Raw genomic sequence first — 22,776 nt, 5'->3', positions numbered from 1 at the left:
ATGAAACCCAAGATCAGCCTGATCACCCTGGGCGCCCGCGACCTGCCTCGGATGATCGCCTTCTATCGCGACGGCCTCGGCTTCCCGACGCACAACTACACGCCCGGCGACGACATGGTGATGTTCGCCCTGGAAGGGACCTGGCTTGGCCTCTTCCCGCGCGAGGCCCAGGCCGAGGACGCCCAGGTGACGGCCGGAGGCTCCGGCTTCCAGGGGGTTGTCCTTTCGCACAACGCCCCGTCGAAGGAGGAAGTGGACCGCGTCTTCGCCCAGGCCCTGGCTGCCGGCGCCACGGCGACGAAGCAGCCGCAGGACGTCTTCTGGGGCGGCTATTCCGGCTATTTCGCCGATCCCGAAGGCAATCTCTGGGAGGTGGCCTGGAACCCGTTCACGGACCTCACGTGACCCGGTACGCCGAGCTGCAGGCGGCCTCGAACTTCTCGTTCCTGCAGGGCGCCTCGCACCCCCACGAGCTGGTGACCGGCGCGGCGGCGCTGGGGCTGGAGGCGATCGGGATCTGCGACCGCAACAGCCTGGCCGGGGCGGTGCGCGCCTGGCGGCAGATGCGCGACCTGGAAGACCAGGGCGTGATCGTGCGGGCGCTGACCGGCTGCCGCCTGGACTTCGCTGACGGCACGCCCAGCCTGCTGGTCTATCCGTCCGACCGGGAGGCCTATGGGCGGCTGACGCGACTTCTGACCCTGGGCCAAAGACGGGCGGAGAAGGGCGGCTGCGAGCTGCGCTGGCGCGACTACCTGGACCACGCCGAGGGACAGCTCGTGCTGGTGGTCCCGCCCGAGCGACTGGACGCAGGCTTTGAGGCCGACTTGGCCCGGATCGCGCGGGAATTGCCAGATGTCTGGCTGGCGGCGGCGCGGCGCTATGGCCCCCGCGACCTCGACCGGCTCTCGCGCCTCGCGGCCCTGGCGCAGGCGTCGGGCGCGCCGCTGACCGCGGTGAACGACGTGCTCTACCACGGCCCCGAACGCCGGCCGCTGCAGGACGTGCTGACCTGCATCCGCGAAGGCTGCACAATCCACGAGGCGGGCCTGCGCCTCGCGGCCAACGCCGAACGCCACCTGAAGTCCCCGGCCGAGATGGCCCGCCTGTTCGCGAGGTTCCCGGGCGCGGTGGAACGGGGCGCCGAGATCGCCGGGCGGATCGACTTCGACCTGGGCCAGCTCCGCTACGAATACCCCGACGAGCCCGTGCCACCGGGCAAGACCGCCATCCAGCACCTGCGGGACCTGACCTGGGCCGGCGCGGAGTGGCGCTATCCGAACGGCGTGCCCGAGAAGGTCCGCGGGCTGGTCGCCCACGAGCTGGACCTGATCGAGAAGCTGGATTTCCCGAACTACTTCCTCACCGTCCACGACATCGTCCATTGGGCGCGGGAGCAGAAAATTCTCTGCCAGGGGCGCGGCTCGGCGGCCAACTCCTGCGTCTGCTTCTGCCTGGGGATCACGGCGGTGGACCCCACCAAGCCGGACCAGGACCTGCTGTTCTCGCGGTTCATCTCGGAGAAACGCGGCGAGCCGCCCGACATCGACGTCGACTTCGAGCACGAGCGGCGCGAGGAGGTGATGCAGTACGTCTACCGCCGCTATGGCCGGGAGCGGGCGGCGATCGTGGCGACGGTGATCCACTATCGGCCGCGCATGGCGATCCGCCAGGTGGGCAAGGCGCTGGGCCTGACCGAGGACATCACCGCCGCCTTGGCCGGCACGGTCTGGGGCAGTTACGGCGACGGCGTGCCGGACGAGCACATACGCCAGTGCGGCCTCGATCCCACCGCGCCGGAGATCCGCCGGGCCACGGCCCTGGCGCAGGAGCTGCTGGGCTTCCCGCGCCACCTGTCGCAGCACGTGGGCGGCTATGTGCTGACCAAGCGTCGCCTGGACGAGACCGTCCCCATCGGCAACGCGGCCATGGCCGAGCGCACCTTTATCGAGTGGGACAAGGACGACATCGATGCCCTGGGACTGATGAAGGTCGACGTGCTGGCGCTGGGCATGCTGAGCGCCCTGCGCAAGAGCTTCGCCCTCTTGCCGCCGATCGCTGGCCGGCGGGTCGTCGACATCGCCGACCTGCCCCAGGAGGACCCGGAGGTCTACGAGATGCTCTGCCACGCCGACTCCGTCGGCGTGTTCCAGGTGGAGAGTCGGGCGCAGATGTCGATGCTGCCCCGGCTGAAGCCGCGGAAGTTCTATGACCTGGTCATCGAGGTGGCGATCGTGCGGCCGGGCCCGATCCAGGGCGACATGGTCCACCCCTACCTGAAGCGCCGCGACGGGATCGAGCCGGTGACCTACCCCAAGCCGGGCCCCGATTTCCCGCAGGACGAGATGAAGTCGATCCTGGGCAAGACCCTGGGCGTGCCGCTGTTCCAGGAACAGGCCATGCGGGTGGCCATCGTGGGCGCCGAGTTCTCGGACGACGACGCCGACGGCCTGCGGCGCTCCATGGCCACCTTCCGCAACCTTGGCACGGTGGGCGAATACGGCGTGAAGTTCGTGGAGGGGATGGTGCGGCGCGGCTACGACCGCGACTTCGCCGAACGGTGCTTCAAGCAGATCGAGGGCTTCGGCTCGTACGGCTTCCCCGAGAGCCACGCCATCAGCTTCGCCCTGCTGGTCTACGCCTCGGCCTGGGTGAAGAAGCATCACCCCGACGCCTTCTGTGTGGGCCTGCTCAACAGCCAGCCGATGGGCTTCTACCAGCCCGCCCAGCTGGTCCGGGACGCGCGCGAGCACGGAGTGGAGGTCCGGCCGCCCGACGTGATGTTCAGCGACTGGGACTGCACGCTCGAGGAAAAGGACGATCCGCGGGAGCGGCTGCGGCCCGTCCGCCTGGGCCTGCGGCAGATCAAGGGCCTGAAGCAGGCGGACGGCGAGGCGCTGGTGAAGGCGCGCGAGATGGGGGCGCGCAGCGTCGAGGACTTCGCCCGCCGGGGCCGGCTGTCGCGCCGGTCGCTGGAGCTCCTGGCCGAGGCCGACGCCTTCCGCAGCCTGGGCCTTTCGCGGCGCGAGGCGCTGTGGGCGGTGAAAGGGCTGGCCGGCGAATGGGACGCCGAGCGGAACGCGCCCCTGCTGCTCCGGCAGAACCTGAAGGAGACCCAGGTCCCGCTGCCATTCATGACCGCCTCGCAAGGCGTGGCCGAGGACTACCGGACCACCAGCCTGTCACTGAAGGCTCATCCCATGGATTTCTTCCGGGAAGACCTGGCGCGGATGGGCGCGGTCCCCTGCGCGGCGCTGAAGACGGCGCGCGATCGCCGCCGCCTCTCCGTGGGCGGGCTGGTGCTGGTCCGCCAGCGGCCGGGCACCGCCAAGGGGGTGGTGTTCCTGACCCTGGAGGACGAGACCGGTATCGCCAACCTCGTCGTCTGGCGCGATGCCTTCGAGGCCAACCGGCGGCTGGTGATGGGCGCCTCGTTCCTGGTCGTCCACGGCCAGGTGCAGAAGGAGGGCGAGGTGATCCATGTGGTGGCCGAACGCTTCACCGACCTGTCGCACCGGCTGTCCGAACTGCGCGAAGACGAGGCTCCAGTGGCGGCGCACAACCGGGTGACCGGCCGCCTCATCCGCAGCCGGGATTTCCACTGAGGAGCTTGATCGTGTTAGATTTCGGAATGTCCGAGCCAACCCCCAAGCCCGAAGCCGAGGACGCAGCGGCCTTCGTCAGCGCCGTGGAGAAGGGCCTAGAGACTCTCGATCGGGGGCGTGGCGTCTCCTACGAGAAGGTACGGCGCTGGCTCCTCTCCTGGGGTACGGACAAGGAAACCGCCCCGCCGGAATGCCCGTAGTCTTCTCACCCGCGGCGCTGGCGGACCTAATCGAAAATCCGCGCCTACATCGGAGATCAGAATCCGGCGGCGGCGTCCCGGGTCGCCATCCAGATCATCGCCGCCTGCGACGCCCTTGAGCACCTTCCCGAACGTGGGAGACCTGGGCTGGTGTCCGGGACCCGGGAGATCAGCCTGATCTGGCCCTACGTCATCGTCTACCGGATCCGCCCGGAGACCGTCGAAATCGTTCGCATCTGGCACGGCGCCCAGGATCGGCGAAGCTGACGGCGACCGGTTGTCGGGCTAGGCTCCCCCCGGGCGTCCTTGGGAGTCGGAGGTTCCGAGATGACGCATGCCATTCAACTGCTGGTGGGCACCCGCAAGGGCGCCTGGATCCACACGAGCGACGCCGGGCGGGGCCGCTGGTCGCTCGAGGGACCGCTGTTCCTGGGCCAGATCATCAACCATTTCGTCCGCGACCCGCGCGACGGCCGCACGATGCTGATGGCCGCCTCCACCGGCCACCTGGGGCCGACCATCCTGCGCTCGACCGACGGCGGGAAGACCTGGGCCGAGGCCAGCCGGCCGCCGGCGTTCCCCAAGGGCGACCCGCACGGCCGGGCGGTGGACCATTCGTTCTGGCTCGAGCCGGGCCATGCCGACGAGCCCGGTGTCTGGTGGGCCGGAACCTCGCCGCCGGCCCTGTTCCGCAGCGCCGACGGCGGCGACATCTGGGAGGGGGTCGCCGGGCTGAACGAGCATCCGCAGGTGCTGGACTGGTTCCCGCCCGAGGCCGGCACGCCGGACGGGGCGATCCTGAACCAGGTGGTCGTCGATCCCCGCGACGCCCGGCACATGTACCTGGCCACCTGCTCGGCCGGGGTTCTGGAGACCACCGACCAGGGCGCGACCTGGCGGCCGCTGAACCAGAATGTCCGCTGCGACTTCCTGCCGGACCCCTATCCGGAATTCGGCCAGGACAGTCACTTCATCGCGCTAGCCCCCACGGATCCCGACCGCATCTGGCAGCAGAACCACTGCGGGATCTACCGCCTGGACCGGCCCGGCGAACGCTGGGAGCGGATCGGCGAGGCGATGCCGAGGGACATCGGCGACATCGGCTTCACCATCATCCCCCACGCCCGGGATCGCGAGACAGCCTGGGTCTGGCCCATGGACGGGACCGAGGTCTGGCCGCGGGTCAGTCCCGGCGGGCGGCCGGCCGCCTATCGGACCCGCGACGGCGGCGCCTCCTGGACGCGGCAGGATCGTGGCTTCCCGGCCGAGCAGGGCTGGTTCACCGTCAAGCGACAGGCGTTCTGCGGCGATGCGGCCGATCCCATAGGTCTCTACCTCGGCACCACGGGCGGCGAGATCTGGATGAGCGGCGATGAGGGCGAGAGCTGGCGCCAGATCGCCGCCCACCTGCCCGAGATCTATTCGGTGACGGCGGTCCCGGCGGGATGATCCGGGTCTCGATCCCCTCGCAGCTCATCGCCTACACCGACGGCGCGACGCGGGTGGAGGCCGAGGGCGCCACGGTGGCGGCGATCCTGGACGACCTGGATCGTCGCTATCCGGGGCTGAAATTCCGGGTCGTGGACGAGCAGGACCGCATCCGCCGGCACATGCGGATCTTCGTCGGTGACACGGAGGCCAAGCATGTGGACGTACCGCTCAGTAACGCAGCCGAATTGCTAATCTTCGGCGCACTCAGCGGCGGCTAGAGGGTCATCACGCCCTTGCGCGGGTCGCGCGTGCCGAGGCTTTCCGCGACCAGTGGCGCGCCCAGCGCCTGCAGGGCCGCACGGCGGCCGGCGGGCGCCACGCTGCGCTGGGCGTCCTCGAACGGCAGCAGGTCGGCGAGGCAGGCGTGGCCCAGCGTGCGCTCCACGTGGGCGGCGGTCTTCGGCCAGCGGACAGGGTCGATCGCGAAGCCGGCGTAGGCCGCATTGCGGAAAAAGCTGGCGATGGAGATGTCGGCAAGGCCGATGTCGCCGAACAGGAACCCTTCTCCGGGAAGCTGGCCCTCCAGATAGTCCAGCACCCTGGGGGCGTCCTCGATGAGGGTTTTCTCGACGCGGGCGGCGTCGCCCGGCTCGCCCCAGACCACGGGGTGGACAGCCTTCTGGTAGAACAGGCCCCAGATGAAGACGTCGCCCATGCGGGTGTCGGCGAACTCCTCCAGCCAGCGCGCCCAGGCGCGGTCCTTCGGGTCGGCGGGGAACAGCGGATGGCCGAGGTAGGCCTCCTCAAGGTACTGGCAGATCACCGAGGAGTCGCAGAGCGCGAAGTCCCCGTCGAGCAGCACGGGGATGCGGCGCAGCGGACTGATCCGTTCAAAGTCGTCGCCGCCGAAGAAGGGCGTGATCGGGTCGATCTCGTAGGCCAGACCCTTGAGATTCAGGCAGGCCAGGACCTTGCGGACATACGGACTGACGTAGCTGCCGACGATCTTCATGCGCCCCTCCCGGCTCCGAACCCAGAGGTAGGGTCCGAAGCCGGGCCGGCAAAGGGGCCAGTCGGTCAGAACCGGAGCGCCCGCACTTCCTTGACGTGGGGCAGGGCCTGGATCTTGGCCAGCAGCTTGTCGTCCGGCGCCTGGTCCACGCCCACCAGGGCGATGGCGTCGTCGCCGGCGTCGATCCGGCCGAGATTGAAGGTGGCGATGTTCACGCCCGCCTCGCCCAACATGCCGCCCAGGGCGCCGATGAAGCCCGGCTTGTCCAGGTTGTTCACGTACAGCATGCGCGGCAGGAACGGGGCGTCGAGGTCCATGCCCTTGACCTCCACGATCCGCGGCCCGCCGGCGATCACCGAGCCGGCGAACGAGCGCTTGCCCTTCTCGGTGGTGACCGTGATGCGCACGAGGCTCTCGTAGACGGGCGAGTCCTCCTGGCGGCTCTCGGAGACGACGATGCCGCGCTCCTTCGCCACCGCCGGGGCCGAGACCATGTTGATCTCGGCCAGCATCGGCCGCAGCACGCCGGCCAGGGCGGCGGCGCTCAGCGGCTTGACGTTCAGCTTCGCGACCTCGCCCTCGAAGGCGATGTCCACGGCCTTGATGCCGAAGTCGACCATCTGGCCGGCCAGGGCGCCCAGCTTCTCGGCCACGGCCACGTAGGGCTTGAGGCGCGGCGCTTCCTCAGCGGTGACCGAGGGGCTGTTGAGGGCGTTGGTGACGGCGCCGGTCAGCAGGTAGTCGCTGATCTGCTCTGCGACCTGCAGGGCGACGTTCTCCTGCGCCTCGTTGGTCGAGGCGCCGAGGTGCGGCGTGGCCACGAAGTTCGGGGCGCCGAACAGCACGTTCTCCTTGGCTGGCTCGACCGAGAAGACGTCGAAGCCCGCCGCGCCGATGTGGCCGCTTTCGAGGCCGGCGCGCAGGGCCACCTCGTCCACCAGGCCGCCACGGGCGCAGTTGACGATCATCACGCCCTTCTTGGTCTTGGCCAGGTTCTCGGCCGACAGGATGTTGCGGGTCTTGTCGGTCAGCGGGGTGTGCAGGGTGATGATGTCGGCGCGGGCGAGCAGCTCCTCGAGCTCGACCTTCTCGACGCCCATCTCCACGGCGCGTTCTTCCGAGAGGAACGGGTCGTAGGCGACGACCTTCATCTTCAGGCCCAGCGCCCGGTCGGCGACGATGCCGCCGATGTTGCCGGCGCCGATCAGGCCGAGGGTCTTGGCGTAGAGCTCGACGCCCATGAACCGGTTCTTCTCCCACTTTCCGGCCTGGGTGGAGGCGTCGGCGGCGGGGAGCTGGCGGGCCAGGGCGAACATCATCGCGATGGCGTGCTCGGCGGTGGTGATCGAGTTGCCGAAAGGGGTGTTCATCACCACCACGCCGGCGGCGGTGGCCGCGGGGATGTCGATGTTGTCGACGCCGATGCCGGCGCGGCCGATCACCTTGAGGTTCTTGGCGGCGGCGATGACGTCCTTGTTGGGCTTGGTGTCCGAGCGGACGACGAGGCCGTCGTAGTCGCCGATGACGGCGATCAGATCTTCCTTCGAAAGGCCGGTCTTGATGTCCACGTCGATCCCGCGCTGGCGGAAGATGTCGACGGCGGCGGGGCTGAGGCTATCGGCGATGAGAACGCGGGGCATGGGGAATCTCCCGAGATAGGCGCCCTCCCGGCCCGGCCGGGAGGGGCGATGTCGATGATGCGAAGGAGCGCGCGCCTAGGCGGCGGCGAGGTCGGCGGCGACGGACGCGAAGGCCCAGTCGAGCCAGGGCGTCAGGGCGTCGAGATCGGAGGTCTCAACGGTCGCGCCGCACCAGATGCGCAGGCCCGGAGGGGCGTCGCGGTAGCCGCCGATGTCGAGGGCCACGCCTTCCTTCTCCAGCAGCGAGGCCAGCTTCTTCGCGAAGTCGGCCTGGGCGTCGTCGGCGAGGCCAGTGACGCGCGGATCGACCACTTTGAGGCAGACCGAAGTGTTCGAGCGGGCGGCGGGGTCTTCGGCCAGGAACTCGACCCACGGGGTCTTGGCGACCCAGTCGGCGAGGATCGCGAGATTGGCGTCCGCGCGGCGCTGCATCTCGGTCAGGCCGCCGATGCCCTCGGCCCACTTCAGGGCGTCGATGGCGTCCTCCACGCAGAGCATCGAGGGCGTGTTGATGGTCGCGCCGTCGAAGATCTCGCGATTGAGCTTGCCGGCCTTGGTCATGCGGAACAGCTTCGGCATCGGCCAGGCCGGCGTGTAGCTCTCGAGCCGCTCAACGGCGCGGGGGCCCAGGACCAGGACGCCATGGCCGCCCTCGCCGCCGAGGGCCTTCTGCCAGGAGAAGGTCACGACATCGAGCTTGGTCCAGTCGAGGTCCTGCGCGAAGGCCGCGCTGGTGGCGTCGCAGATCGTGATGCCCTCGCGGTCGGCGGCGATGAAGTCGGCATTCGGGACGCGCACGCCCGAGGTGGTGCCGTTCCAGGTGAAGACCAGGTCGGCGTCCTTGCGGACCTTGGTCAGGTCGGGAAGCTTGCCGTAGGGCGCATCCAGCACCTCGGCGGGAATCTTCAGCTGCTTGGTGACGTCGGTCACCCAGTCCTTGCCGAAGCTCTCGAAGGCCAGCAGCTGCACGGGCTTGGGGCCCAGCATTGACCACAGGGCCATTTCTACCGCGCCGGTGTCGGAACCGGCGACGATGCCGACGAGGAAGTCGTCGGGGACCTGCAGCACCTCGCGGGTGCGGTCGATCGCTTCCTTCAGGCGCGCCTTGCCCAGCTTGGAGCGGTGCGAGCGGCCGAGGACGGCGTTGCTGAGATTTTCGGGGGTCCATCCGGGGCGCTTGGCGCACGGGCCGGAAGAGAATTCGGGTCGCGCCGGGCGCATGGCCGGCTTCGCCCCATTGAGGGTAGCGGGGGTAGTCATAGCGATGTCTCCCATCCTTGCAGATGGGCAGCGCCCCGTTGGGGGGGCGTGGCCCGCCGGCCAAAAGCCAGCGTTCCAGCTTCAGCGCAAGCGAAAGTTTTCTGGAAGGGGCGACAGCGGCGCTACGTCGCGGAGGGCTGGGCGACCTTCGTCCGACCTCGCCAGGCCACCGCCGTGCCCACGACGAGGCAGGCGATCACGCCCGCGAAGTCGACGTTGTTGATGAGGGCGTGCAGATAGTCGGAGTCGTCGCGGCCCATGACCATGTAGTAGGCGTGCATCGCAAACTGGACGGCGTAGAAGAACATGACGCCGATCATCCACGGGGCGGCGTAGCGGACGGTGACCGCCAGCAGGGCCAGGGCGGTAAGCCCATCGTTGGCGAAGCGGATCATGCCGTCCACGCCGCCAAGCGCTTCCACCAGCAGAATGGCGGCCAGCATGTTCACGGCGACGCAGGCGGCCGCCCATCGCTCCGCAGGCCCTCCCTTCCAGAACGCAAAGCCGAGGGCGACGGCGGAGGCTGCCGTCAAGGCCAGGACCAGGAGCGAGGTGGGCATGAGTGTGGGAGGCCGGAACTGGGGAGCCAGATCAGGCCGCGGCCGCTTCAGCTGCGCGGCGCGCGGTGCGCACCCGGCGGCGCCACGCCACTGCGGCGCCGATGATCAGGCACAGGTTGATGCCGATGAAATTGACGTTGTTGATCAGGGCGTTGAGGTAGTCGCCCGTCGGCCGGTCGGTCACCAGATAGTACGAGTGCATGGCGAACTGCGCGGCGTAGAAGAGCATCACCCCGCCCATCCAGAGGGCGCCATAGCGCACGGTGATCCCAAGGAGCACCAGCGCCGTCATGCCGTCATTGACCAGGCGAAGCACGCTGTCGCCGGACGCGCCCAGGAAGGTGTCGAGCTGGCCCACCGCCACGTTCGCGATCACGACCAGCGCGGCCAGTCGCTCGGCCTGGCTTCCCTTCCAAAGGGCGAACAGCGCTCCCAGGACGGAGAGGCTGTTGATCAAGAACCGGATGGGTATGTCTGGCATGATTAAGCGCCCCTAATCAGATTAGAGGCGCCTAACCAGTTAATCTATCGCAACGATCGGTCGAGTAGCCGACAGAAAGTCGACTAGACGGCCTTCCGCATCGTCGTCTGCTCACGGGCCGCGCCTTCGGCGGGCTTGTCCATGGCGTCCATCTTGGTGCGGATGCCGAGGCGAAGCTTCGCTTCGTTCAGCTCGTTGTGCACGCCGACCATGGCGGTCCGCGCTTCGCTGAGGGCCTTCATGGCCTCCATCATCTTCACCTGGACGTCGTCGGCGAAGACCAGCGAGGTATTCACGTCCTGACGGGCCTTGAGCATTTCGCTCATCAGCTCGGCAGCTTCGACAAGCGCGCCGTCCACGGCCGACTCGGTCGCGAACAGCTTCTTGGCCACGCGCTGGGCCACGAACACTTTTTCCATTTGGGCTACACCCCTGAGTTACCCGACATGGTTAAGGTAAATGCAAGGTTTACGTGCGCGCAATCCATTGAAGTGTTGTTAACCATATTTTCTGCTGCGACCGGTTGTAGCGTGGCGCCGAAACCACAGTTTTAATGTAACCTCCGCGTGCACATCCTGCGGTGGAAGCGAAGCGTTAGCACTCTTCCCCTATCGCTCGGGGGCATGAGCCTGCGGGGGGAAATGTCGGACGAACGCGCGCCTGCGAGCGCCGCGCCGACGGCTACGTTCCACGCCCGGGTGGCCGGCGTGGGCCTGGTCACCACGGTCGTCGTGCTGGTCGCCGCATGCCTGACCTTCATGCTGCAGCAGTGGGCCGTCGCCCGCACGGAAGCCCACCGGTTCCACGAGGACATGGCGGCCATCGTGGCCCAGATGGCCGTGCCGGCCGCCGCCGACGCCCGCAGCGACGACGCCCTTCGCCGGACGATGGACACGCTGCGCGCCAACCGAAACGTGGTCGCCGTCCAGCTGGTCGACGCCAACGGCGCGGTGCTGGCGAGCTATCGTGACTCGCGCCCGGCCGGCGCCACCGAGGTCATCCAGAAGGTCGTCGTGGCGGACGGCCGCACGCTCGGCCGGCTCAGCCTGACCGTTCGCCAGCCCGAACTGGCGCCATTGCTGCCGCAGTTCATCGCGCTCACCTTCGTTCTGCTCTTTGGCGGGGTCGGGGTGGCCCTGTTCCTCGCCCGCAGCCTGGCGCATCGGGTGATACAGCCGGTCCAGCGCCTGTCAGCGGCCATGCACGACGTCGCCGCCGGCGGCAGCTTTACCCCAGTGGCGGCGGACACTCGCGACGAGCTGTTCAAGAGCCTGACCGAGAGCTTCAACCACCTGCTCGCCAAACTGGCCGAGCGCGAGGATGACCTGCGCGCCGCCATGCGGGATCTGGAAGCGGCGCGCGATGCGGCCAACGCCGCGAACGTGCTGAAGACCCAGTTCCTCGCCAACATGAGTCACGAGATCCGTACGCCGCTGAACGGCGTGCTGGCGATGGCCGAGGTCATGGCCCTGGGCGACCTCGACCAAGTGCAGCGCGACCGGCTCGACGTGATCCGTCGCTCGGGCGGTCTGCTGCTGGCGGTCCTCAACGACGTGCTCGACCTCTCGAAGATCGAAGCGGGCAAGCTCACCCTGTTCGAGGAGGACTTCGACCTGGAGTCCACGGTGGAACAGGCGCGGGAAAACTTCGCCGTCATGGCGGAGGCCAAGGGGCTCACGTTCGACATCACGGTGGCGGACGAGGCCCGGGGTTGGTGGCGTGGCGACGCCGACCGGCTGCGCCAGATCGTCGGCAACCTGCTGTCCAACGCCATCAAGTTCACGCCGCAAGGCGCGGTGATGGCGCGGGTCGACGTCGGCGCCTCGGGCGGCCTGCGGATGGTGGTCTGCGACAGCGGCGTCGGCATCGCGCCCGAGAAGCTGCCGACCCTGTTCGAGAAGTTCACCCAGGCCGACAACTCCGCCACCCGCCGCTTCGGCGGCACCGGCCTGGGCCTGGCCATCTGCCGGGAGCTGACCCAGATGATGGGCGGCTCGATCGATGTGGAAAGCCTGGAAGGCCACGGCTCCACCTTCACCGTCGAGCTGCCGCTGGAGCGCGGCAGGCCGGCGACGATGCAGCAGCTCGAGCCGCCGCAAGGCGCCGATGAAGGCGCGCTGCGCCTGCTGGCCGCAGAGGACAATCCGACGAACCAGCAGGTTCTGGGCGCCGTGATGGGTTCGCTGGGCATCGAGGTGCACATCGTTCCGGACGGCAAGGAGGCGGTGGAGGCTTGGCGCACCGGCGCCTACGACCTGATCCTGATGGACATCCAGATGCCGGTGATGGACGGCATCACCGCCGCCTCGACGATCCGCGAGGCCGAGCGCGCTTCCGGCCGCCGGCGCACCCCCATCGTGGCGCTCACCGCCAACGCCCTGACCCATCAGGTCGAGGAGTACCTGGCGGTCGGGATGGACGCGCACGTCGCCAAGCCCATCGAGATCGCCAAGCTCTACGACGCCATCTCGGCCGTGCTGAACGCGGCCGCGACCGACGGCGTCTCGCCCGCAAAGGCCGGCGCGGCGGCCTGACGCCGCCCAATGACAGGGGCGTCATGTAGCTGAACCCCAGCCAACGACGGGCTCAGATGCCCGTCAGACGCCGCGTGGTTTCCTCAAGTCCATTGAAGGCCGGCTCCCCGGCCGACCCCTGGATCGGAGGACCGATGATGAAGAAGACGCTTTTCACCGCCCTGGCCGCCGCCACGGCCCTGACCGCCGTCGGCGGCGCGGCGACCGCCCAACCCTATGGCGGCGCCGACCGGTACGACCGCGATGGCCGCTATGAGCAGCGCTGGGAACGCAATCACATCAACCAGCGGCAGGCCCACATCGACCGCATGATCGACGTGGGCTTCCGGCGCGGTGACCTCACCCGCCAGGAGGCCTCCCGGCTGCACGACCAGGCCCGCGACATCGCGCGACTGGAGGCCCGCTACCGCTACAACGGCCTCACGAGCTGGGAACGCTCGGACCTCGACCGCAGGCTCGACGGTCTGGAAAGCCGGCTCTCGCGCGAACTGCGGGATCGCCAGTACGGCTATGGCTACGGCTATCGCCGCTGAGGCCTGACGCCAGACGTGACCAGCAGCGCGCCCCCGGAGCTCTCGCTTCGGGGGCGTTCCGCGTTCAGGGGACAAGTCGCAGGCGGCTCTCGATCACCGTGGCGGCGCTTCCGCGGATGAGCACGCGGTCGCCCAGGTGCTCGCACTCCAGGTCGCCGCCCCGGCCCGGATAGGCCTGGTGGAACCGCACCGTGCGGCGGCCGAGCTTGTCGGCGTAGAGCGGCGCCAGGATGCAGTGGAGGGACCCCGTCGCCGGGTCCTCCGGGATGCCGGAACCCGGGGCGAAGAACCGGTCGACCACGTCATGCGCCGCCCCGGCGCGCGCCATGGCCGCGACGCCCACGTTGCCGCGTCCGCCCGTCGCCTTGCCGGATATGAGGTTCAGCGCGGCGACGTCGGGCTTCAGACCGCGAACAGTGACCTCGTCGTCAAACAGCGCAACGAGATAGGTAGAGGCCCAAACCTCGGCGGGTTCTGCCCCCAGCGCTTCCGCGAGGCCGGCGGGAACCTCGGTGCGGACCGGCGGCTGGGCGGGAAAGTCCATTTCGTAGCCATCGGTCGTCCGGCGCACGATCAGCTCGCCGGATTGAGTCTGGAAGCGCACGGCCTCGGCGGGAAGGTCGAGTTCTGCGAACAGGACGTGGGCCGAGGCGAGGGTGGCGTGGCCGCAGAGCGGCACCTCCAGCAAAGGCGTGAACCAGCGCAGGTCGAACGAGGCCGGATCGCCCGTGCGGCGCAGGAAGGCGGTCTCGGCCTGGTTGTTCTCGGCCGCCAGGGCCTGCATCCAGGCATCCGCCGGCCAGGCGTCGAAAGGCTCCACCACACAGGCGGGGTTACCGCGGAAGGGGCGGGCGGCGAAGGCGTCGACGGTCCACTGGCGCATGAGTGGCCTCCTTGAATTCGGGCAGGCGGACTTGCGCCGCCAGGGCGTGAGCGGCAAGGGCCAGTTCCCGCGCGGCGGACCGAGGGAGGCTCAACGATGGCCCATGAGATCAATGACTGCAGCTTCGTCCTCAGCGACGATCCGGCCCGCTTCGACCTTGCCCGCGCGCATCGCTGGATCTCGCAGGAGAGCTACTGGGCCGAGGGCATTCCCTTCGAGACCTTCTCGCGTGCCTGCGCGAACAGCCTTGTCGCCGGCGTCTATGCGCCGGACGGTTCGATGGCTGCGATGGCGAGGGTGGTGACGGACCGGGCGACGTTCGGCTGGGTCTGCGACGTCTTCGTGGACGAAGCCTTCCGCGCACAGGGCCTTGGCAAACGGCTGATGGCCTATCTCCAGGGGCACCCCGACCTGCAGGGGTTCCGCCGCCTGCACCTGGCGACCCGGGACGCGCATGGGCTCTATCGGCAGTTCGGCTTCACCGGTCTCACCAACGCCGAGAACTGGATGGAGATCCGGGATCCGGACGTCTACCGGCGCTGATCGACGACTTCGATCTCGGGCCAGCGCGCCTTGGCGCGGGCGGCGATACCGGCAAAATTCCGCTCCGCGGGCCGGTTGGGATTGGGGCGGAGGACCCGGTCGAAGAGGTCCTCCAGTCCGAACGGGGCGACGATCGTCAGGCTGTCGTCCCGCTCGAGCCGGGCCCCGATGGCGAACATCGGGCTGACGAAGCGGGCCGGCGCCTCGGCCGAGCAGGAAAGCGGCGGGTAGGGCTCACCGAACTTTCCCTCGAACCAGACATGCACGCGGGCCTGGTTGCGAACCTCCACCATCTCGCGCAGCGGCGGTTCGAACGCCGCCGCGACCCGCCGGATGACCACGTCCTCGGCCTCGTAGGAGATGTCGGAGGCGTCGAAGTAGCCGACGTCGTAGTCCTTGATGCCGTAGTCCAGGTCGCGGCCGCCCAGATGGTTCAGCACCCGCTGGTAGACCGCGCCCGAGAACAGCAGCCAGTCGGGCAGGTCCAGGTCGCGCAGGGTCCGCATCACCCGCATCAGCGGCGTCGACGATCGCAGGATCGCCTCGAACTCCTCGGCGTGCTTCATGCGCGCCCCCTGAGTGGCCACCCGTGATCGAGGGGGCCGTGGCCGGCGCCGAGGCCCGGCGCCCGCAGCATGGCCTCGTGCACATAGTCCCAGGCGCGGGCCACGGCGACGGCCAGCGGCAGGCCCTGGGCCAGGCCCGTGGCGCAGGCCGAGGCGAGGGTGCAGCCGGTGCCGTGCGTGTGGCGGCTCTCGATCCGCTCGCCTTCGAAGGCCGTTTCGCCCTCGGGGGTCATGAGGACGTCGACGACCCGCTCGCCAGAGATGTGGCCGCCCTTCATCAGCACGGCCTTCGCGCCCATGGCCAGCAGGGCCTCGCCGGCCCGTCGCAGGTCGTCGGTAGTCTCCACCGCCAGGCCCGTGAGCGCGGCGGCTTCGGGCGCGTTTGGCGTCAGCAGCGACGCCAGGGGGACCAGCCGCTTACGGAGGGCGACAATCGCCGCGTCCGCCAGCAGGGAAGCGCCGCCCTTGGCCACCATCACCGGATCCACCACGGCGGGAACTCCCGCCTCGGCGATCAGGTCGGCCACGAGCTCCACTGTGGGCGCATCGCCCAGCATGCCGGTCTTGATGATGTCGGCCCCGATGTCCGAGAGCACCGCGCGCGCCTGGGCCGCGACGATGTCCAGCGGGATCGGGTGGACGGCCGTGACGCCCAGGGTGTTCTGGACCGTGATCGCGGTGATGGCCGTGGCCGCATAGCCGCCCAGCGCCGTGACGGTCTTGATGTCGGCCTGGACCCCGGCGCCGCCGCCGCTGTCGGAACCGGCGATGATCAGGACTCTGCCGAGGGTCTGCATGGCCCATGGGGTAGCCCGCGGCGCGCGCGATTGCATCGGGATTTACGAACGATCCCCAACCGGCGAGCTTGGGCGCATGGATCCGCAGGTCTTCGCCGCTCGCCGCGTCCAGACATTCAAGATGGAGAGACCCGACCCATGGCCCACAAGTGCGAGAGCTGCGGCATGCCCATCGAAACTGGCCCCTATTGCCAGTATTGCGTCGATGAGACGGGGGCCCTGCAGGACTTCGAAACCCGTTTCGCCCGGATGGTGGACTGGCAGCTGCGCGAGAGAGGCGGTCCGCGTGAGGCGGCCGAACAGGCGACGTTGGCCTATATGGCCACGCTGCCCGCGTGGCGGGACCACCCCAGGGTCAAAGCCGCACGGGGATAGGGGGTCAGCCCGTTCTGCGATCCCGCTTGGCGGCGAACATCGCCTGGTCGGCCGACGCCAGCAGCGTCTCGGCGTCGCTGTCGGCGCTGATCTCGCGGACACCCCAGGAGCAGGCGACGCCATGCGGCGGGGCCGCGATGGCCTGGGCGAGCGTCGCGGCCTTTGCACGGGCGGTCGCTCCATCGGTGTGCATCAGGATCACGGCGAATTCGTCGCCGCCCATGCGCGCCACCACGTCGGCCTCGCGGACGTTGGCGACCAGGCGTTCGGCCACGGCCTTGAGCGCCGCGTCCCCGGCGGCATGGCCCTCGCGGTCGTTGATGGCCTTGAAGCCGTCGAGGTCGAAATAGACGAGGCTCGCCGGCGTACCGTAGCGGTCGCCCATCGCGCTGATCCTGCCCAGCTCCCGCACGAAGGCGCGTCGGTTGAGCAAAGGGGTAAGGGCGTCGCGGTCGGCCAGGTCCTCGGCGCGCGCCAGGCGGCCCTTGAGCTGGGCCACCTCGTTCCGCAGGGCGTCCAGCTCGGACAACAGGGTCTCGATCGCCTGCTGGACGGCGGGCGTCATCTCGGCGCGCGAGATCCCCAGGAATGCCGCGCTGTCCACGCGGGTCGGCGCGGAGATGGACGTGCCCGCCTGCGCGGCCCCGGCGCGGCGGCGCGGCGCGGACAGTGGTTCGGTGCGGGCGCCGGTGACCTTCATGGGCTTCCTGCAAAGGTTAAATTATTCGACGCTACCGCGGTTAAGAGAATCTAACCGTCCTGAGTTGTACCTGCAAAACCGGCGCCTATACTCCGCGCCCTTCCGGGAACAGGCAGGAATCCAGTACGCATGAGCGCGCCCGTCGCCATCATCATGGGCAGCCGGTCGGACTGGCCCGTCCTGCGCCACGCCGCCGAGGCGCTGGATGCGCTTGGCGTCGCCTACGAGGCCAAGGTGGTCTCGGCCCACCGAACGCCCGAGCGGATGTACGAGTTCGCCAGGGGCGCCAAGGCGGCCGGGTTCAAGGTGATCATCGCCGGCGCCGGGGGCGCGGCCCACCTGCCGGGCATGACCGCCTCGCTCACCGACCTGCCCGTTCTGGGGGTGCCAGTCGAGTCGCGGGCGCTCAAGGGCATGGACAGCCTGCTCTCGATCGTCCAGATGCCCGGCGGTATCCCGGTCGGGACGCTCGCCATCGGGGAGGCGGGCGCGAAGAACGCCGGCCTGATGGCCGCCCGCATCCTGGCGCTTTCGGACGCGGGCCTCGCCGATCGGGTGGCCGCCTTCGCCGCGCAGCAGACCGCCAGCGTCTCCGAGGCGGTCGAGTAGGTAAGAGACCCATGCCGACCCTTCCGCTACCGCCCGGCTCCACCATCGGCATCCTGGGAGGGGGGCAGCTTGGCCGCATGCTGGCCCTGGCGGCGGCTCGGCTCGGCTTCGACGTGGCCGTGCTGGAGCGTGACGCCGACTCGCCGGCAGGTCGGGTCGCGGCCCGGACGATCGTGGCGGCCTACGACGACGACGCGGCCCTGGCCGACCTCGTCTCCGTCGCCCAGGTCATCACCTATGAATTCGAGAACGTCCCCGCCGCCTCTGTGCTGAAGCTGGAGGCCATGGGCGCGGTCGTGGCGCCGGGCCCCGACGCCCTGTCGGTGGCGCAGGACCGCGTGGCCGAGAAGCAGTTCCTGAACGCCAGCGGCGCGCCGACCGTGGCCTTTGCATCGGCCGACAGCGCCGACGAAGCTGTGGCGGCCGCCCAGGAGATGGGCGCGCCCCTGCTGATGAAGACCCGGCGCGAGGGCTACGACGGCAAGGGTCAGCGGTGGGTCGAGCATGTCGCCGACGCGGCCGCCACCTTTGAAGCGCTGGGCGGCGTTCCCGTGATCCTGGAGGCGCCGGCCGAGTACGTGCGCGAGCTGTCCATCATCGCCGCCCGCGGCCGCGATGGGGCGACGGCGGTCTACCCGCTGGCTGAGAACCACCACGAGCATGGCGTGCTGCGCCGCAGCCTCGCGCCGGCCCAGGTCAGCGCGGAAACGGCGCTGCAGGCCGAGAAGATCGCCCTGCGGGTCCTCGACGGCCTGAACTACGTAGGCGTCATCGGCATCGAGCTGTTCGAGATGAAGGACGGCCAACTGCTGGTGAACGAGATCGCGCCGCGGGTGCACAACAGCGGCCACTGGACTCAGGACGGCTGCGAGGTCGACCAGTTCGAGCAGCATATCCGGGCTGTGGCGGGCTGGCCGCTGGGCCCGACGGCGGCGCGGGCCCGGGTCGAAATGCTGAACCTATTGGGCGACGAGGTGGAGACGTGGGCCAAGCTGGCGCACGAGCCCGAGACGCGCATCCACCTCTATGGCAAGCGCGCAGCCAAGACTGGCCGCAAGATGGGCCACGTCAACAAGGTGAAGCCGCTCTAGGTCCCGCGCCCGTAGCGCGCCTGACCCAGGCCATGGGCGGTGGCGGCCAGCCAGGTCTGAGGCCGGAACCTGGTCTTCGCCTTCCACGACTCGAAGGCCATGACGTTGTCGATCCGTCGGTCCACGAACTCCAGCGCGGCCTGTCGGCCCGATGCGATCCGCACGGCGGTCGCCGCCTGCAGGATCCCGCCCAGGATCAGGCGCTTGGAGTAGTGGTTCTCGTCGGTGGCCGTGTCGCCGGCCCAGCGCCAGAGGCCGTCGGCGCTTTCCCAGGCGAGACGTGCGCCCAGGGCCAGGTTCTGGGGCAGGGCCAGATAGCCGGTCCAGCGGCGGGTGGCCGGCTCGTCCTGCGCGGCGGCGTCCAGGCGGGCTTCGACGGCCCGGCGAATGCGCTCGCGGATCTTCAGGTTCGAGGCGTGCACGTCGGCCAGGGCCGCAAGCGCACGGTCGTCGTGGCGGCGGGAGAGCAGGGCGGCGAGGTCGGCGGGTCCGTGCGGGACCAGGAGCTCAGTCTCGCCGTCGGACATGCCCACGGCCTTGCCCGCCAGCTTGGTCATGCGCCACGTCCAGCCATGGGCGGGCACGAGCTTCAGCGCCTCGTCCAGAAGCTGCTGCTCGGCCTTCTCGGCCCATTCCTGCGCGGGTGTGGTCATGGCTTCCAGCTTACCGGCGGACGCCCTACGGCAACAATCCCGTTTCCAGTCGCGCGTAACAGGCCTATATGGAAATCCTCACCGCCCGGCCGAAAGGCCGGGCGCCTTCGTTTCCGGACCACGCCCCAGAGGCAAGAACATGACCCAGATCCTGATGCCCAAGGCGACCGCTGTCTGGCTGGTCGACAACACCTCGCTCACCTTCGACCAGATCGCGGACTTCTGCGGCCTGCACCCGCTCGAGGTGAAGGGCATCGCCGACGGCGAGGTGGCGCGCGACATTCGCGGCGCCGACCCGATCGCCAACGGACAGCTCAACCGCGAAGAGCTTGACGCGGCCGAGAAGAACGCCAGCTACCGCATGAAGGCCCAGAAGAGCCGGCACGCCGAGCTGCTCAAGCCGGTGAAGAAGGGCCCGCGCTACACGCCCGTGTCGCGCCGCCAGGATCGCCCGGACGCCATCGCCTGGTTCCTGCGCAACCACCCGGAAGTGCCGGACAGCCAGGTGGCCCGCCTGCTGGGCACCACCAAGGCCACCATCGACCAGGTGCGCAACCGCCAGCACTGGAACTCGGCCAATATCAAGCCGGTCGATCCAGTGACCCTCGGCCTCGCCACCCAGCTCGAACTGGACGCGGTGGTCAGGAAGGCGGCTGACAAGAAGGCCAAGGACGACGCGCGCCGCGGCGTCGTCGATCCCGAGGGCGCGACCCTGCGCCCGGCCTCGGAAGTCGGCCAGTACGAGGACTCCGAAGCCGTCGAGCCGCAGGAAAACGCCTACGCCGAAGAGTTCGGCGACGAGGGCGACGAGGACTGAATGCGAAACGCCCTCCCCATGGCGGGGAGGGCGTCCTTGTCAGTGCAGCTTTTCGCGAAGGGCTTCGATCTCTTCCTTGAGCTTGAGCTTCTGTCGCTTCAGCGCTCGGAGCTTGAGGTCATCGGCGTAGGGCCTGCGCATCTCGTCCTGGATGGCCTGTTCCAGGGACTGGTGGCGGGATCCGAGCTCGCGGATCCGGGCATCTAGCGCCATGGCGAAGAGCCTCCTCTCGTTTTGACGACATATCAGTGAACACCCGCTTCCCGCGGCTGTCAGATCACATATGTTTGCACCCTGGCTCGCGAACCGCATGGCCACGGGGATTGTTGGGGGCGTCTGATGGCAGGAGACAGGCCGCGGCTCATCGTCGGCGTCTCGGGCGCGTCCGGGATCGCCTATGGCCTGCGTGCGCTCGACGCGTGCCGCGACCTGAGCGTGGAGAGCCACCTGGTGATGAGCCGGGCGTCTGTCCTGACGCTCAGCCAGGAGACGGCGCTGTCGGTCGCCGACGTCCAGGCCCGCGCCGATGTGGTTCACAAGGCGGGCGACATCGGCGCCTCGATCTCGTCCGGCTCCTTCCAGACGCTTGGGATGATCGTCGCGCCCTGTTCCGTGCGGACGATGAGCGAGATCGCTACCGGCGTGACCGCTTCCCTCCTGACCCGCGCCGCCGACGTGACCCTGAAGGAGCGCCGTCCGCTGGTGCTGATGGTGCGCGAGAGCCCCCTGCACCTCGGCCACCTGCGCACCATGGTGCGGCTCGCGGAGATGGGCGCCGTGATCGCGCCGCCGATGCCGGCCTTCTACGCCCGGCCGCAGAGCCTTGAGGAGATGGTGGACCAGTCGGTCGGCCGGGCGCTCGACCTCTTCGGACTGTCATGGGCGCCGGTTAAACGCTGGGGCGAGGACATCCCGTCTCTTGGGACGACGTTGAAGGGCGAAGGCTGACGTGGCGATCTGGGAATGGGCGCTGGAGGCTTATGCGCGGCCGGGCGTGCCCGAGGCCTGCCTGAAGTTGCAGGACGAGCATGGCCAGAACGTCTCCCTGCTGTTGTGGGCGGTCCATGCCGAGACCAAGGATTCCGCCTTGCTGTCGCGCGCCGCGGAGGCCGCGCGCGCCTGGGACCAGGCGGCGCTGGTCCCCCTGCGCCAAGTGCGCCGGACCCTGAAGGCGCCGCTGCCGCCCGTCGACGACGATGCGCGCCTGTCGTTCCGCGAGGACGTGAAGGCTGTGGAGCTCGCCGCCGAGCGGCTGTTGCTGGAGACGCTGGAGGGCCTGACCCGCCGACAGTCCGGGGCGCACGCGCTGGACGCGCTGATGGCGGCCTCGGCGGCCTGGGGGACTCCGGCTCCGGCCGACGCCCTGGCTCAACTGGCCGCGGCGCTCGGTTAGGATGGCCTGCCCATGATCGACTATTCGACTTTCACCGAGGAAGCTCTCGAGGCGCGTCTTGCCGATCTGCGGCAGGACCACGCTGACCTGGACGCCGCCATCAACGCCCTGACCTCGGTCTCCGTGCCGGACCTGATCGTCATCGGCCGGCTGAAGCGCAAGAAGCTGGCGCTCAAGGACGAGATGGCCAGGATCGAGGACTTCCTGAACCCCGACATCATCGCCTGACGGCGTGGATCAGGGCGCGGTGGGCCGCGCCCCGCGGATCGCGGCCCAGACCGCGAGCGCCTGGACGGTCTCGGCCACGTCATGCACGCGCACGGCGGCCACACCGGCTTCGGCGCCGGCCAGGGCGGCCGCGATGGAGCCTCCAAGACGCCGATCGGGCGGCGCGTCGCCGCTGAGGGCGCCAATGAAGCGTTTGCGGCTGGCGCCCAGGAGGACCGGGAAACCCAGCGCCGCGATCCGGTCCAGGCCGGCCAGCAGGGGAAGGTTGTGTTCCAGCATGTGCTTGCCGAAGCCGATGCCCGGATCCAGCCAGATGCGGTCGCGGGAGACTCCCGCACCCATGGCCGCCTCGGCCCGCGCCTCCAGGAATGCGGTCACCTCGCCAAGCACATCGTCGTAGCGAGGCTCGTGCTGCATGGTGCGAGGTTCGCCCTGCATGTGCATCAGCACGACGTCGCAGCCCAGCTCGGCGGCGACGGCTTGGCTTTCAGGCGCATGGTTCAAAGCGGTGACGTCGTTCCAGATGGTGGCGCCGGCGGCCATCGTGGCGCGGGCCACCTGCGGCTTCATGGTGTCCACCGAAATGGCCACGTCGCTCTCCGCGCGGATCGCGGCGACGAGAGGGACCAGGCGTTCGATCTCCACCTCGGCCGGGACGGGGTCGGCGCCCGGCCGGGTGGACTCCGCGCCCAGGTCCAGGATGTCGGCCCCTTCCGCGATCAGGCGGCGCGCGTGGTCCAGGGCCGCCGCGGGCGCGAGGAACCGGCCGCCGTCCGAGAAGCTGTCGGGGGTGGCGTTCACGATCCCCATGACCCGGGGCCGGTCGATCTGGCGGGAAATGCTCATGGCGGCGCCTGGCGCGGGA

Annotated in this window: 29 protein-coding genes; 16 read left to right on the top strand and 13 right to left on the bottom strand. The window is 69.3% G+C overall.

Going from position 1 to position 22,776, the window contains the following annotated elements; translation table 11 throughout:
- From DJ019_RS04705 to DJ019_RS04680, 6 genes are read left to right on the top strand one after another with little or no spacing between them, the layout of a single operon-like run.
- A complete protein-coding gene (locus DJ019_RS04705; RefSeq protein WP_111274847.1) occupies positions 1–405 on the top strand; it encodes a VOC family protein in 405 nt (134 codons plus the stop codon).
- The gene (locus DJ019_RS04700) at positions 402–3,605 is read left to right on the top strand and encodes an error-prone DNA polymerase (protein ID WP_111274846.1); all 3,204 of its coding nucleotides are present in this window, start codon (positions 402–404) and stop codon (positions 3,603–3,605) included. Before DJ019_RS04705 ends, DJ019_RS04700 begins: the two co-directional genes overlap by 4 nt.
- A gap of 26 nt (positions 3,606–3,631) precedes the next feature.
- Positions 3,632–3,805: a CopG family transcriptional regulator gene (locus DJ019_RS04695; protein WP_111274845.1), complete on the top strand. Its 174-nt coding sequence runs from the start codon at positions 3,632–3,634 to the stop codon at positions 3,803–3,805.
- A 36-nt stretch (positions 3,806–3,841) separates the two neighbouring features.
- Positions 3,842–4,072 carry a type II toxin-antitoxin system RelE/ParE family toxin gene (locus DJ019_RS04690; protein ID WP_205854109.1) on the top strand — a complete coding sequence of 77 codons (231 nt, stop codon included), beginning with the start codon at positions 3,842–3,844 and terminating at the stop codon, positions 4,070–4,072.
- Between the two features lie 60 nt (positions 4,073–4,132).
- The gene (locus DJ019_RS04685; protein ID WP_111274844.1) at positions 4,133–5,254 is read left to right on the top strand and encodes a WD40/YVTN/BNR-like repeat-containing protein; all 1,122 of its coding nucleotides are present in this window, start codon (positions 4,133–4,135) and stop codon (positions 5,252–5,254) included.
- Complete coding sequence (locus DJ019_RS04680; RefSeq protein ID WP_205854089.1) at positions 5,251–5,514, top strand: MoaD/ThiS family protein; 264 nt, start codon at positions 5,251–5,253, stop codon at positions 5,512–5,514. The genes DJ019_RS04685 and DJ019_RS04680 overlap by 4 nt, the downstream gene beginning before the upstream one ends.
- Here the strand turns inward: DJ019_RS04680 and DJ019_RS04675 are convergent.
- The 6 genes from DJ019_RS04675 to DJ019_RS04650 all read right to left on the bottom strand — a co-directional run bounded on the left by DJ019_RS04675 (position 5,511) and on the right by DJ019_RS04650 (position 10,608).
- On the bottom strand, positions 5,511–6,248 hold the full coding sequence (locus DJ019_RS04675; protein ID WP_111274843.1) for a glutathione S-transferase family protein: 738 nt from the start codon (positions 6,246–6,248) through the stop codon (positions 5,511–5,513). The genes DJ019_RS04680 and DJ019_RS04675 overlap by 4 nt on opposite strands.
- Before the next feature lie 65 nt (positions 6,249–6,313).
- Positions 6,314–7,888: a phosphoglycerate dehydrogenase gene (serA, locus tag DJ019_RS04670; RefSeq protein WP_111274842.1), complete on the bottom strand. Its 1,575-nt coding sequence runs from the start codon at positions 7,886–7,888 to the stop codon at positions 6,314–6,316.
- Positions 7,889–7,963: 75 nt separating this feature from the next.
- Positions 7,964–9,148: a phosphoserine transaminase gene (locus DJ019_RS04665; RefSeq protein ID WP_111274841.1), complete on the bottom strand. Its 1,185-nt coding sequence runs from the start codon at positions 9,146–9,148 to the stop codon at positions 7,964–7,966.
- A gap of 122 nt (positions 9,149–9,270) precedes the next feature.
- Entirely contained in the window at positions 9,271–9,708 is a 438-nt protein-coding gene (locus DJ019_RS04660; RefSeq protein WP_111274840.1) for a hypothetical protein, read from the bottom strand.
- Between the two features lie 31 nt (positions 9,709–9,739).
- Positions 9,740–10,189, bottom strand: a complete 450-nt coding sequence (locus DJ019_RS04655) for a hypothetical protein (protein ID WP_111274839.1) — start codon at positions 10,187–10,189, stop codon at positions 9,740–9,742.
- 83 nt (positions 10,190–10,272) lie between these two features.
- The gene (locus DJ019_RS04650) at positions 10,273–10,608 is read right to left on the bottom strand and encodes a hypothetical protein (protein WP_240606373.1); all 336 of its coding nucleotides are present in this window, start codon (positions 10,606–10,608) and stop codon (positions 10,273–10,275) included.
- Positions 10,609–10,830: 222 nt separating this feature from the next.
- Here DJ019_RS04650 and DJ019_RS04645 point away from each other — a divergent pair, with 222 nt between their 5' ends.
- The gene (locus tag DJ019_RS04645) at positions 10,831–12,723 is read left to right on the top strand and encodes an ATP-binding protein (RefSeq protein ID WP_111274838.1); all 1,893 of its coding nucleotides are present in this window, start codon (positions 10,831–10,833) and stop codon (positions 12,721–12,723) included.
- A 134-nt stretch (positions 12,724–12,857) separates the two neighbouring features.
- The gene (locus tag DJ019_RS04640) at positions 12,858–13,256 is read left to right on the top strand and encodes a hypothetical protein (protein WP_240606372.1); all 399 of its coding nucleotides are present in this window, start codon (positions 12,858–12,860) and stop codon (positions 13,254–13,256) included.
- A gap of 64 nt (positions 13,257–13,320) precedes the next feature.
- Here the strand turns inward: DJ019_RS04640 and DJ019_RS04635 are convergent, their stop codons facing one another.
- Positions 13,321–14,139 carry a PhzF family phenazine biosynthesis protein gene (locus DJ019_RS04635; protein ID WP_111274837.1) on the bottom strand — a complete coding sequence of 273 codons (819 nt, stop codon included), beginning with the start codon at positions 14,137–14,139 and terminating at the stop codon, positions 13,321–13,323.
- A 96-nt stretch (positions 14,140–14,235) separates the two neighbouring features.
- Here DJ019_RS04635 and DJ019_RS04630 point away from each other — a divergent pair, with 96 nt between their 5' ends.
- Positions 14,236–14,682: a GNAT family N-acetyltransferase gene (locus DJ019_RS04630; protein WP_111274836.1), complete on the top strand. Its 447-nt coding sequence runs from the start codon at positions 14,236–14,238 to the stop codon at positions 14,680–14,682.
- Here DJ019_RS04630 and DJ019_RS04625 read toward each other — a convergent pair.
- Both DJ019_RS04625 and thiD read right to left on the bottom strand, forming a co-directional pair.
- Complete coding sequence (locus DJ019_RS04625; RefSeq protein ID WP_111274835.1) at positions 14,670–15,248, bottom strand: nucleotidyltransferase family protein; 579 nt, start codon at positions 15,246–15,248, stop codon at positions 14,670–14,672. The genes DJ019_RS04630 and DJ019_RS04625 overlap by 13 nt on opposite strands.
- Complete coding sequence (gene thiD, locus DJ019_RS04620; RefSeq protein WP_111274834.1) at positions 15,245–16,045, bottom strand: bifunctional hydroxymethylpyrimidine kinase/phosphomethylpyrimidine kinase; 801 nt, start codon at positions 16,043–16,045, stop codon at positions 15,245–15,247. Before thiD ends, DJ019_RS04625 begins: the two co-directional genes overlap by 4 nt.
- Before the next feature lie 165 nt (positions 16,046–16,210).
- Here thiD and DJ019_RS04615 point away from each other — a divergent pair, with 165 nt between their 5' ends.
- Positions 16,211–16,420 (top strand): hypothetical protein, encoded by a 210-nt coding sequence (locus DJ019_RS04615; protein WP_133255245.1) that lies wholly within the window; start codon positions 16,211–16,213, stop codon positions 16,418–16,420.
- A 4-nt stretch (positions 16,421–16,424) separates the two neighbouring features.
- Here the strand turns inward: DJ019_RS04615 and DJ019_RS04610 are convergent, their stop codons facing one another.
- Positions 16,425–17,120, bottom strand: coding sequence for a GGDEF domain-containing protein (locus DJ019_RS04610; protein ID WP_111274832.1), 696 nt, complete (start codon positions 17,118–17,120; stop codon positions 16,425–16,427).
- Between the two features lie 129 nt (positions 17,121–17,249).
- Between DJ019_RS04610 and purE the strand changes: the two genes are divergently transcribed.
- Together purE and DJ019_RS04600 are read left to right on the top strand one after the other, a co-directional pair.
- Positions 17,250–17,729 (top strand): 5-(carboxyamino)imidazole ribonucleotide mutase, encoded by a 480-nt coding sequence (gene purE, locus DJ019_RS04605; RefSeq protein ID WP_111274831.1) that lies wholly within the window; start codon positions 17,250–17,252, stop codon positions 17,727–17,729.
- 11 nt (positions 17,730–17,740) lie between these two features.
- Positions 17,741–18,820 (top strand): 5-(carboxyamino)imidazole ribonucleotide synthase, encoded by a 1,080-nt coding sequence (locus DJ019_RS04600; RefSeq protein ID WP_111274830.1) that lies wholly within the window; start codon positions 17,741–17,743, stop codon positions 18,818–18,820.
- Here DJ019_RS04600 and DJ019_RS04595 read toward each other — a convergent pair.
- Complete coding sequence (locus DJ019_RS04595) at positions 18,817–19,473, bottom strand: COQ9 family protein (RefSeq protein ID WP_111274829.1); 657 nt, start codon at positions 19,471–19,473, stop codon at positions 18,817–18,819. The two genes, DJ019_RS04600 and DJ019_RS04595, sit on opposite strands and share 4 nt — an antisense overlap.
- A 139-nt stretch (positions 19,474–19,612) precedes the next feature.
- Here DJ019_RS04595 and DJ019_RS04590 point away from each other — a divergent pair, with 139 nt between their 5' ends.
- A complete protein-coding gene (locus tag DJ019_RS04590; protein WP_111274828.1) occupies positions 19,613–20,290 on the top strand; it encodes a DUF1013 domain-containing protein in 678 nt (225 codons plus the stop codon).
- Positions 20,291–20,329: 39 nt separating this feature from the next.
- On the opposite strand, the gene DJ019_RS04585 is transcribed toward DJ019_RS04590, so the two are convergent.
- Complete coding sequence (locus tag DJ019_RS04585) at positions 20,330–20,503, bottom strand: YdcH family protein (protein WP_111274827.1); 174 nt, start codon at positions 20,501–20,503, stop codon at positions 20,330–20,332.
- 126 nt (positions 20,504–20,629) lie between these two features.
- Between DJ019_RS04585 and DJ019_RS04580 the strand changes: the two genes are divergently transcribed.
- The 3 genes from DJ019_RS04580 to DJ019_RS04570 are packed head-to-tail and all read left to right on the top strand — an operon-like array spanning position 20,630 to position 21,911.
- A complete protein-coding gene (locus DJ019_RS04580) occupies positions 20,630–21,238 on the top strand; it encodes a UbiX family flavin prenyltransferase (protein ID WP_111274826.1) in 609 nt (202 codons plus the stop codon).
- A gap of 1 nt (position 21,239) precedes the next feature.
- On the top strand, positions 21,240–21,683 hold the full coding sequence (locus DJ019_RS04575) for a TIGR02444 family protein (RefSeq protein WP_111274825.1): 444 nt from the start codon (positions 21,240–21,242) through the stop codon (positions 21,681–21,683).
- A 12-nt stretch (positions 21,684–21,695) separates the two neighbouring features.
- Positions 21,696–21,911, top strand: a complete 216-nt coding sequence (locus DJ019_RS04570) for a YdcH family protein (protein ID WP_111274824.1) — start codon at positions 21,696–21,698, stop codon at positions 21,909–21,911.
- Positions 21,912–21,920: 9 nt separating this feature from the next.
- Here DJ019_RS04570 and folP read toward each other — a convergent pair whose 3' ends face one another.
- Entirely contained in the window at positions 21,921–22,757 is an 837-nt protein-coding gene (gene folP, locus DJ019_RS04565; RefSeq protein WP_240606371.1) for a dihydropteroate synthase, read from the bottom strand.
- Positions 22,758–22,776: the final 19 nt, after the last annotated feature.

It is taken from the genome of Phenylobacterium kunshanense, assembly GCF_003254525.1.
GTDB lineage: Bacteria > Pseudomonadota > Alphaproteobacteria > Caulobacterales > Caulobacteraceae > Phenylobacterium > Phenylobacterium kunshanense.
The sequence above is the reverse complement of the archived record's forward strand: the minus strand, read 5'-3'. Positions and strand labels throughout refer to the sequence as shown.

Coding starts and splice junctions, on each gene's coding strand:
- DJ019_RS04625 (WP_111274835.1), bottom strand. CDS start 15,248: ATGAAGCACGCCGAGGAGTTCGAGGCGATCCTGCGATCGTCGACGCCG.
- DJ019_RS04695 (WP_111274845.1), top strand. CDS start 3,632: ATGTCCGAGCCAACCCCCAAGCCCGAAGCCGAGGACGCAGCGGCCTTC.
- DJ019_RS04660 (WP_111274840.1), bottom strand. CDS start 9,708: ATGCCCACCTCGCTCCTGGTCCTGGCCTTGACGGCAGCCTCCGCCGTC.
- DJ019_RS04665 (WP_111274841.1), bottom strand. CDS start 9,148: ATGACTACCCCCGCTACCCTCAATGGGGCGAAGCCGGCCATGCGCCCG.
- DJ019_RS04675 (WP_111274843.1), bottom strand. CDS start 6,248: ATGAAGATCGTCGGCAGCTACGTCAGTCCGTATGTCCGCAAGGTCCTG.
- DJ019_RS04655 (WP_111274839.1), bottom strand. CDS start 10,189: ATGCCAGACATACCCATCCGGTTCTTGATCAACAGCCTCTCCGTCCTG.
- DJ019_RS04610 (WP_111274832.1), bottom strand. CDS start 17,120: ATGAAGGTCACCGGCGCCCGCACCGAACCACTGTCCGCGCCGCGCCGC.
- DJ019_RS04570 (WP_111274824.1), top strand. CDS start 21,696: ATGATCGACTATTCGACTTTCACCGAGGAAGCTCTCGAGGCGCGTCTT.
- DJ019_RS04640 (WP_240606372.1), top strand. CDS start 12,858: ATGATGAAGAAGACGCTTTTCACCGCCCTGGCCGCCGCCACGGCCCTG.
- DJ019_RS04705 (WP_111274847.1), top strand. CDS start 1: ATGAAACCCAAGATCAGCCTGATCACCCTGGGCGCCCGCGACCTGCCT.
- DJ019_RS04630 (WP_111274836.1), top strand. CDS start 14,236: ATGGCCCATGAGATCAATGACTGCAGCTTCGTCCTCAGCGACGATCCG.
- DJ019_RS04685 (WP_111274844.1), top strand. CDS start 4,133: ATGACGCATGCCATTCAACTGCTGGTGGGCACCCGCAAGGGCGCCTGG.
- thiD (WP_111274834.1), bottom strand. CDS start 16,045: ATGCAGACCCTCGGCAGAGTCCTGATCATCGCCGGTTCCGACAGCGGC.
- folP (WP_240606371.1), bottom strand. CDS start 22,757: ATGAGCATTTCCCGCCAGATCGACCGGCCCCGGGTCATGGGGATCGTG.
- DJ019_RS04650 (WP_240606373.1), bottom strand. CDS start 10,608: ATGGAAAAAGTGTTCGTGGCCCAGCGCGTGGCCAAGAAGCTGTTCGCG.
- DJ019_RS04635 (WP_111274837.1), bottom strand. CDS start 14,139: ATGCGCCAGTGGACCGTCGACGCCTTCGCCGCCCGCCCCTTCCGCGGT.
- DJ019_RS04595 (WP_111274829.1), bottom strand. CDS start 19,473: ATGACCACACCCGCGCAGGAATGGGCCGAGAAGGCCGAGCAGCAGCTT.
- DJ019_RS04585 (WP_111274827.1), bottom strand. CDS start 20,503: ATGGCGCTAGATGCCCGGATCCGCGAGCTCGGATCCCGCCACCAGTCC.
- serA (WP_111274842.1), bottom strand. CDS start 7,888: ATGCCCCGCGTTCTCATCGCCGATAGCCTCAGCCCCGCCGCCGTCGAC.
- DJ019_RS04680 (WP_205854089.1), top strand. CDS start 5,251: ATGATCCGGGTCTCGATCCCCTCGCAGCTCATCGCCTACACCGACGGC.
- DJ019_RS04600 (WP_111274830.1), top strand. CDS start 17,741: ATGCCGACCCTTCCGCTACCGCCCGGCTCCACCATCGGCATCCTGGGA.
- DJ019_RS04590 (WP_111274828.1), top strand. CDS start 19,613: ATGACCCAGATCCTGATGCCCAAGGCGACCGCTGTCTGGCTGGTCGAC.
- DJ019_RS04615 (WP_133255245.1), top strand. CDS start 16,211: ATGCCCATCGAAACTGGCCCCTATTGCCAGTATTGCGTCGATGAGACG.
- DJ019_RS04645 (WP_111274838.1), top strand. CDS start 10,831: ATGTCGGACGAACGCGCGCCTGCGAGCGCCGCGCCGACGGCTACGTTC.
- purE (WP_111274831.1), top strand. CDS start 17,250: ATGAGCGCGCCCGTCGCCATCATCATGGGCAGCCGGTCGGACTGGCCC.
- DJ019_RS04580 (WP_111274826.1), top strand. CDS start 20,630: ATGGCAGGAGACAGGCCGCGGCTCATCGTCGGCGTCTCGGGCGCGTCC.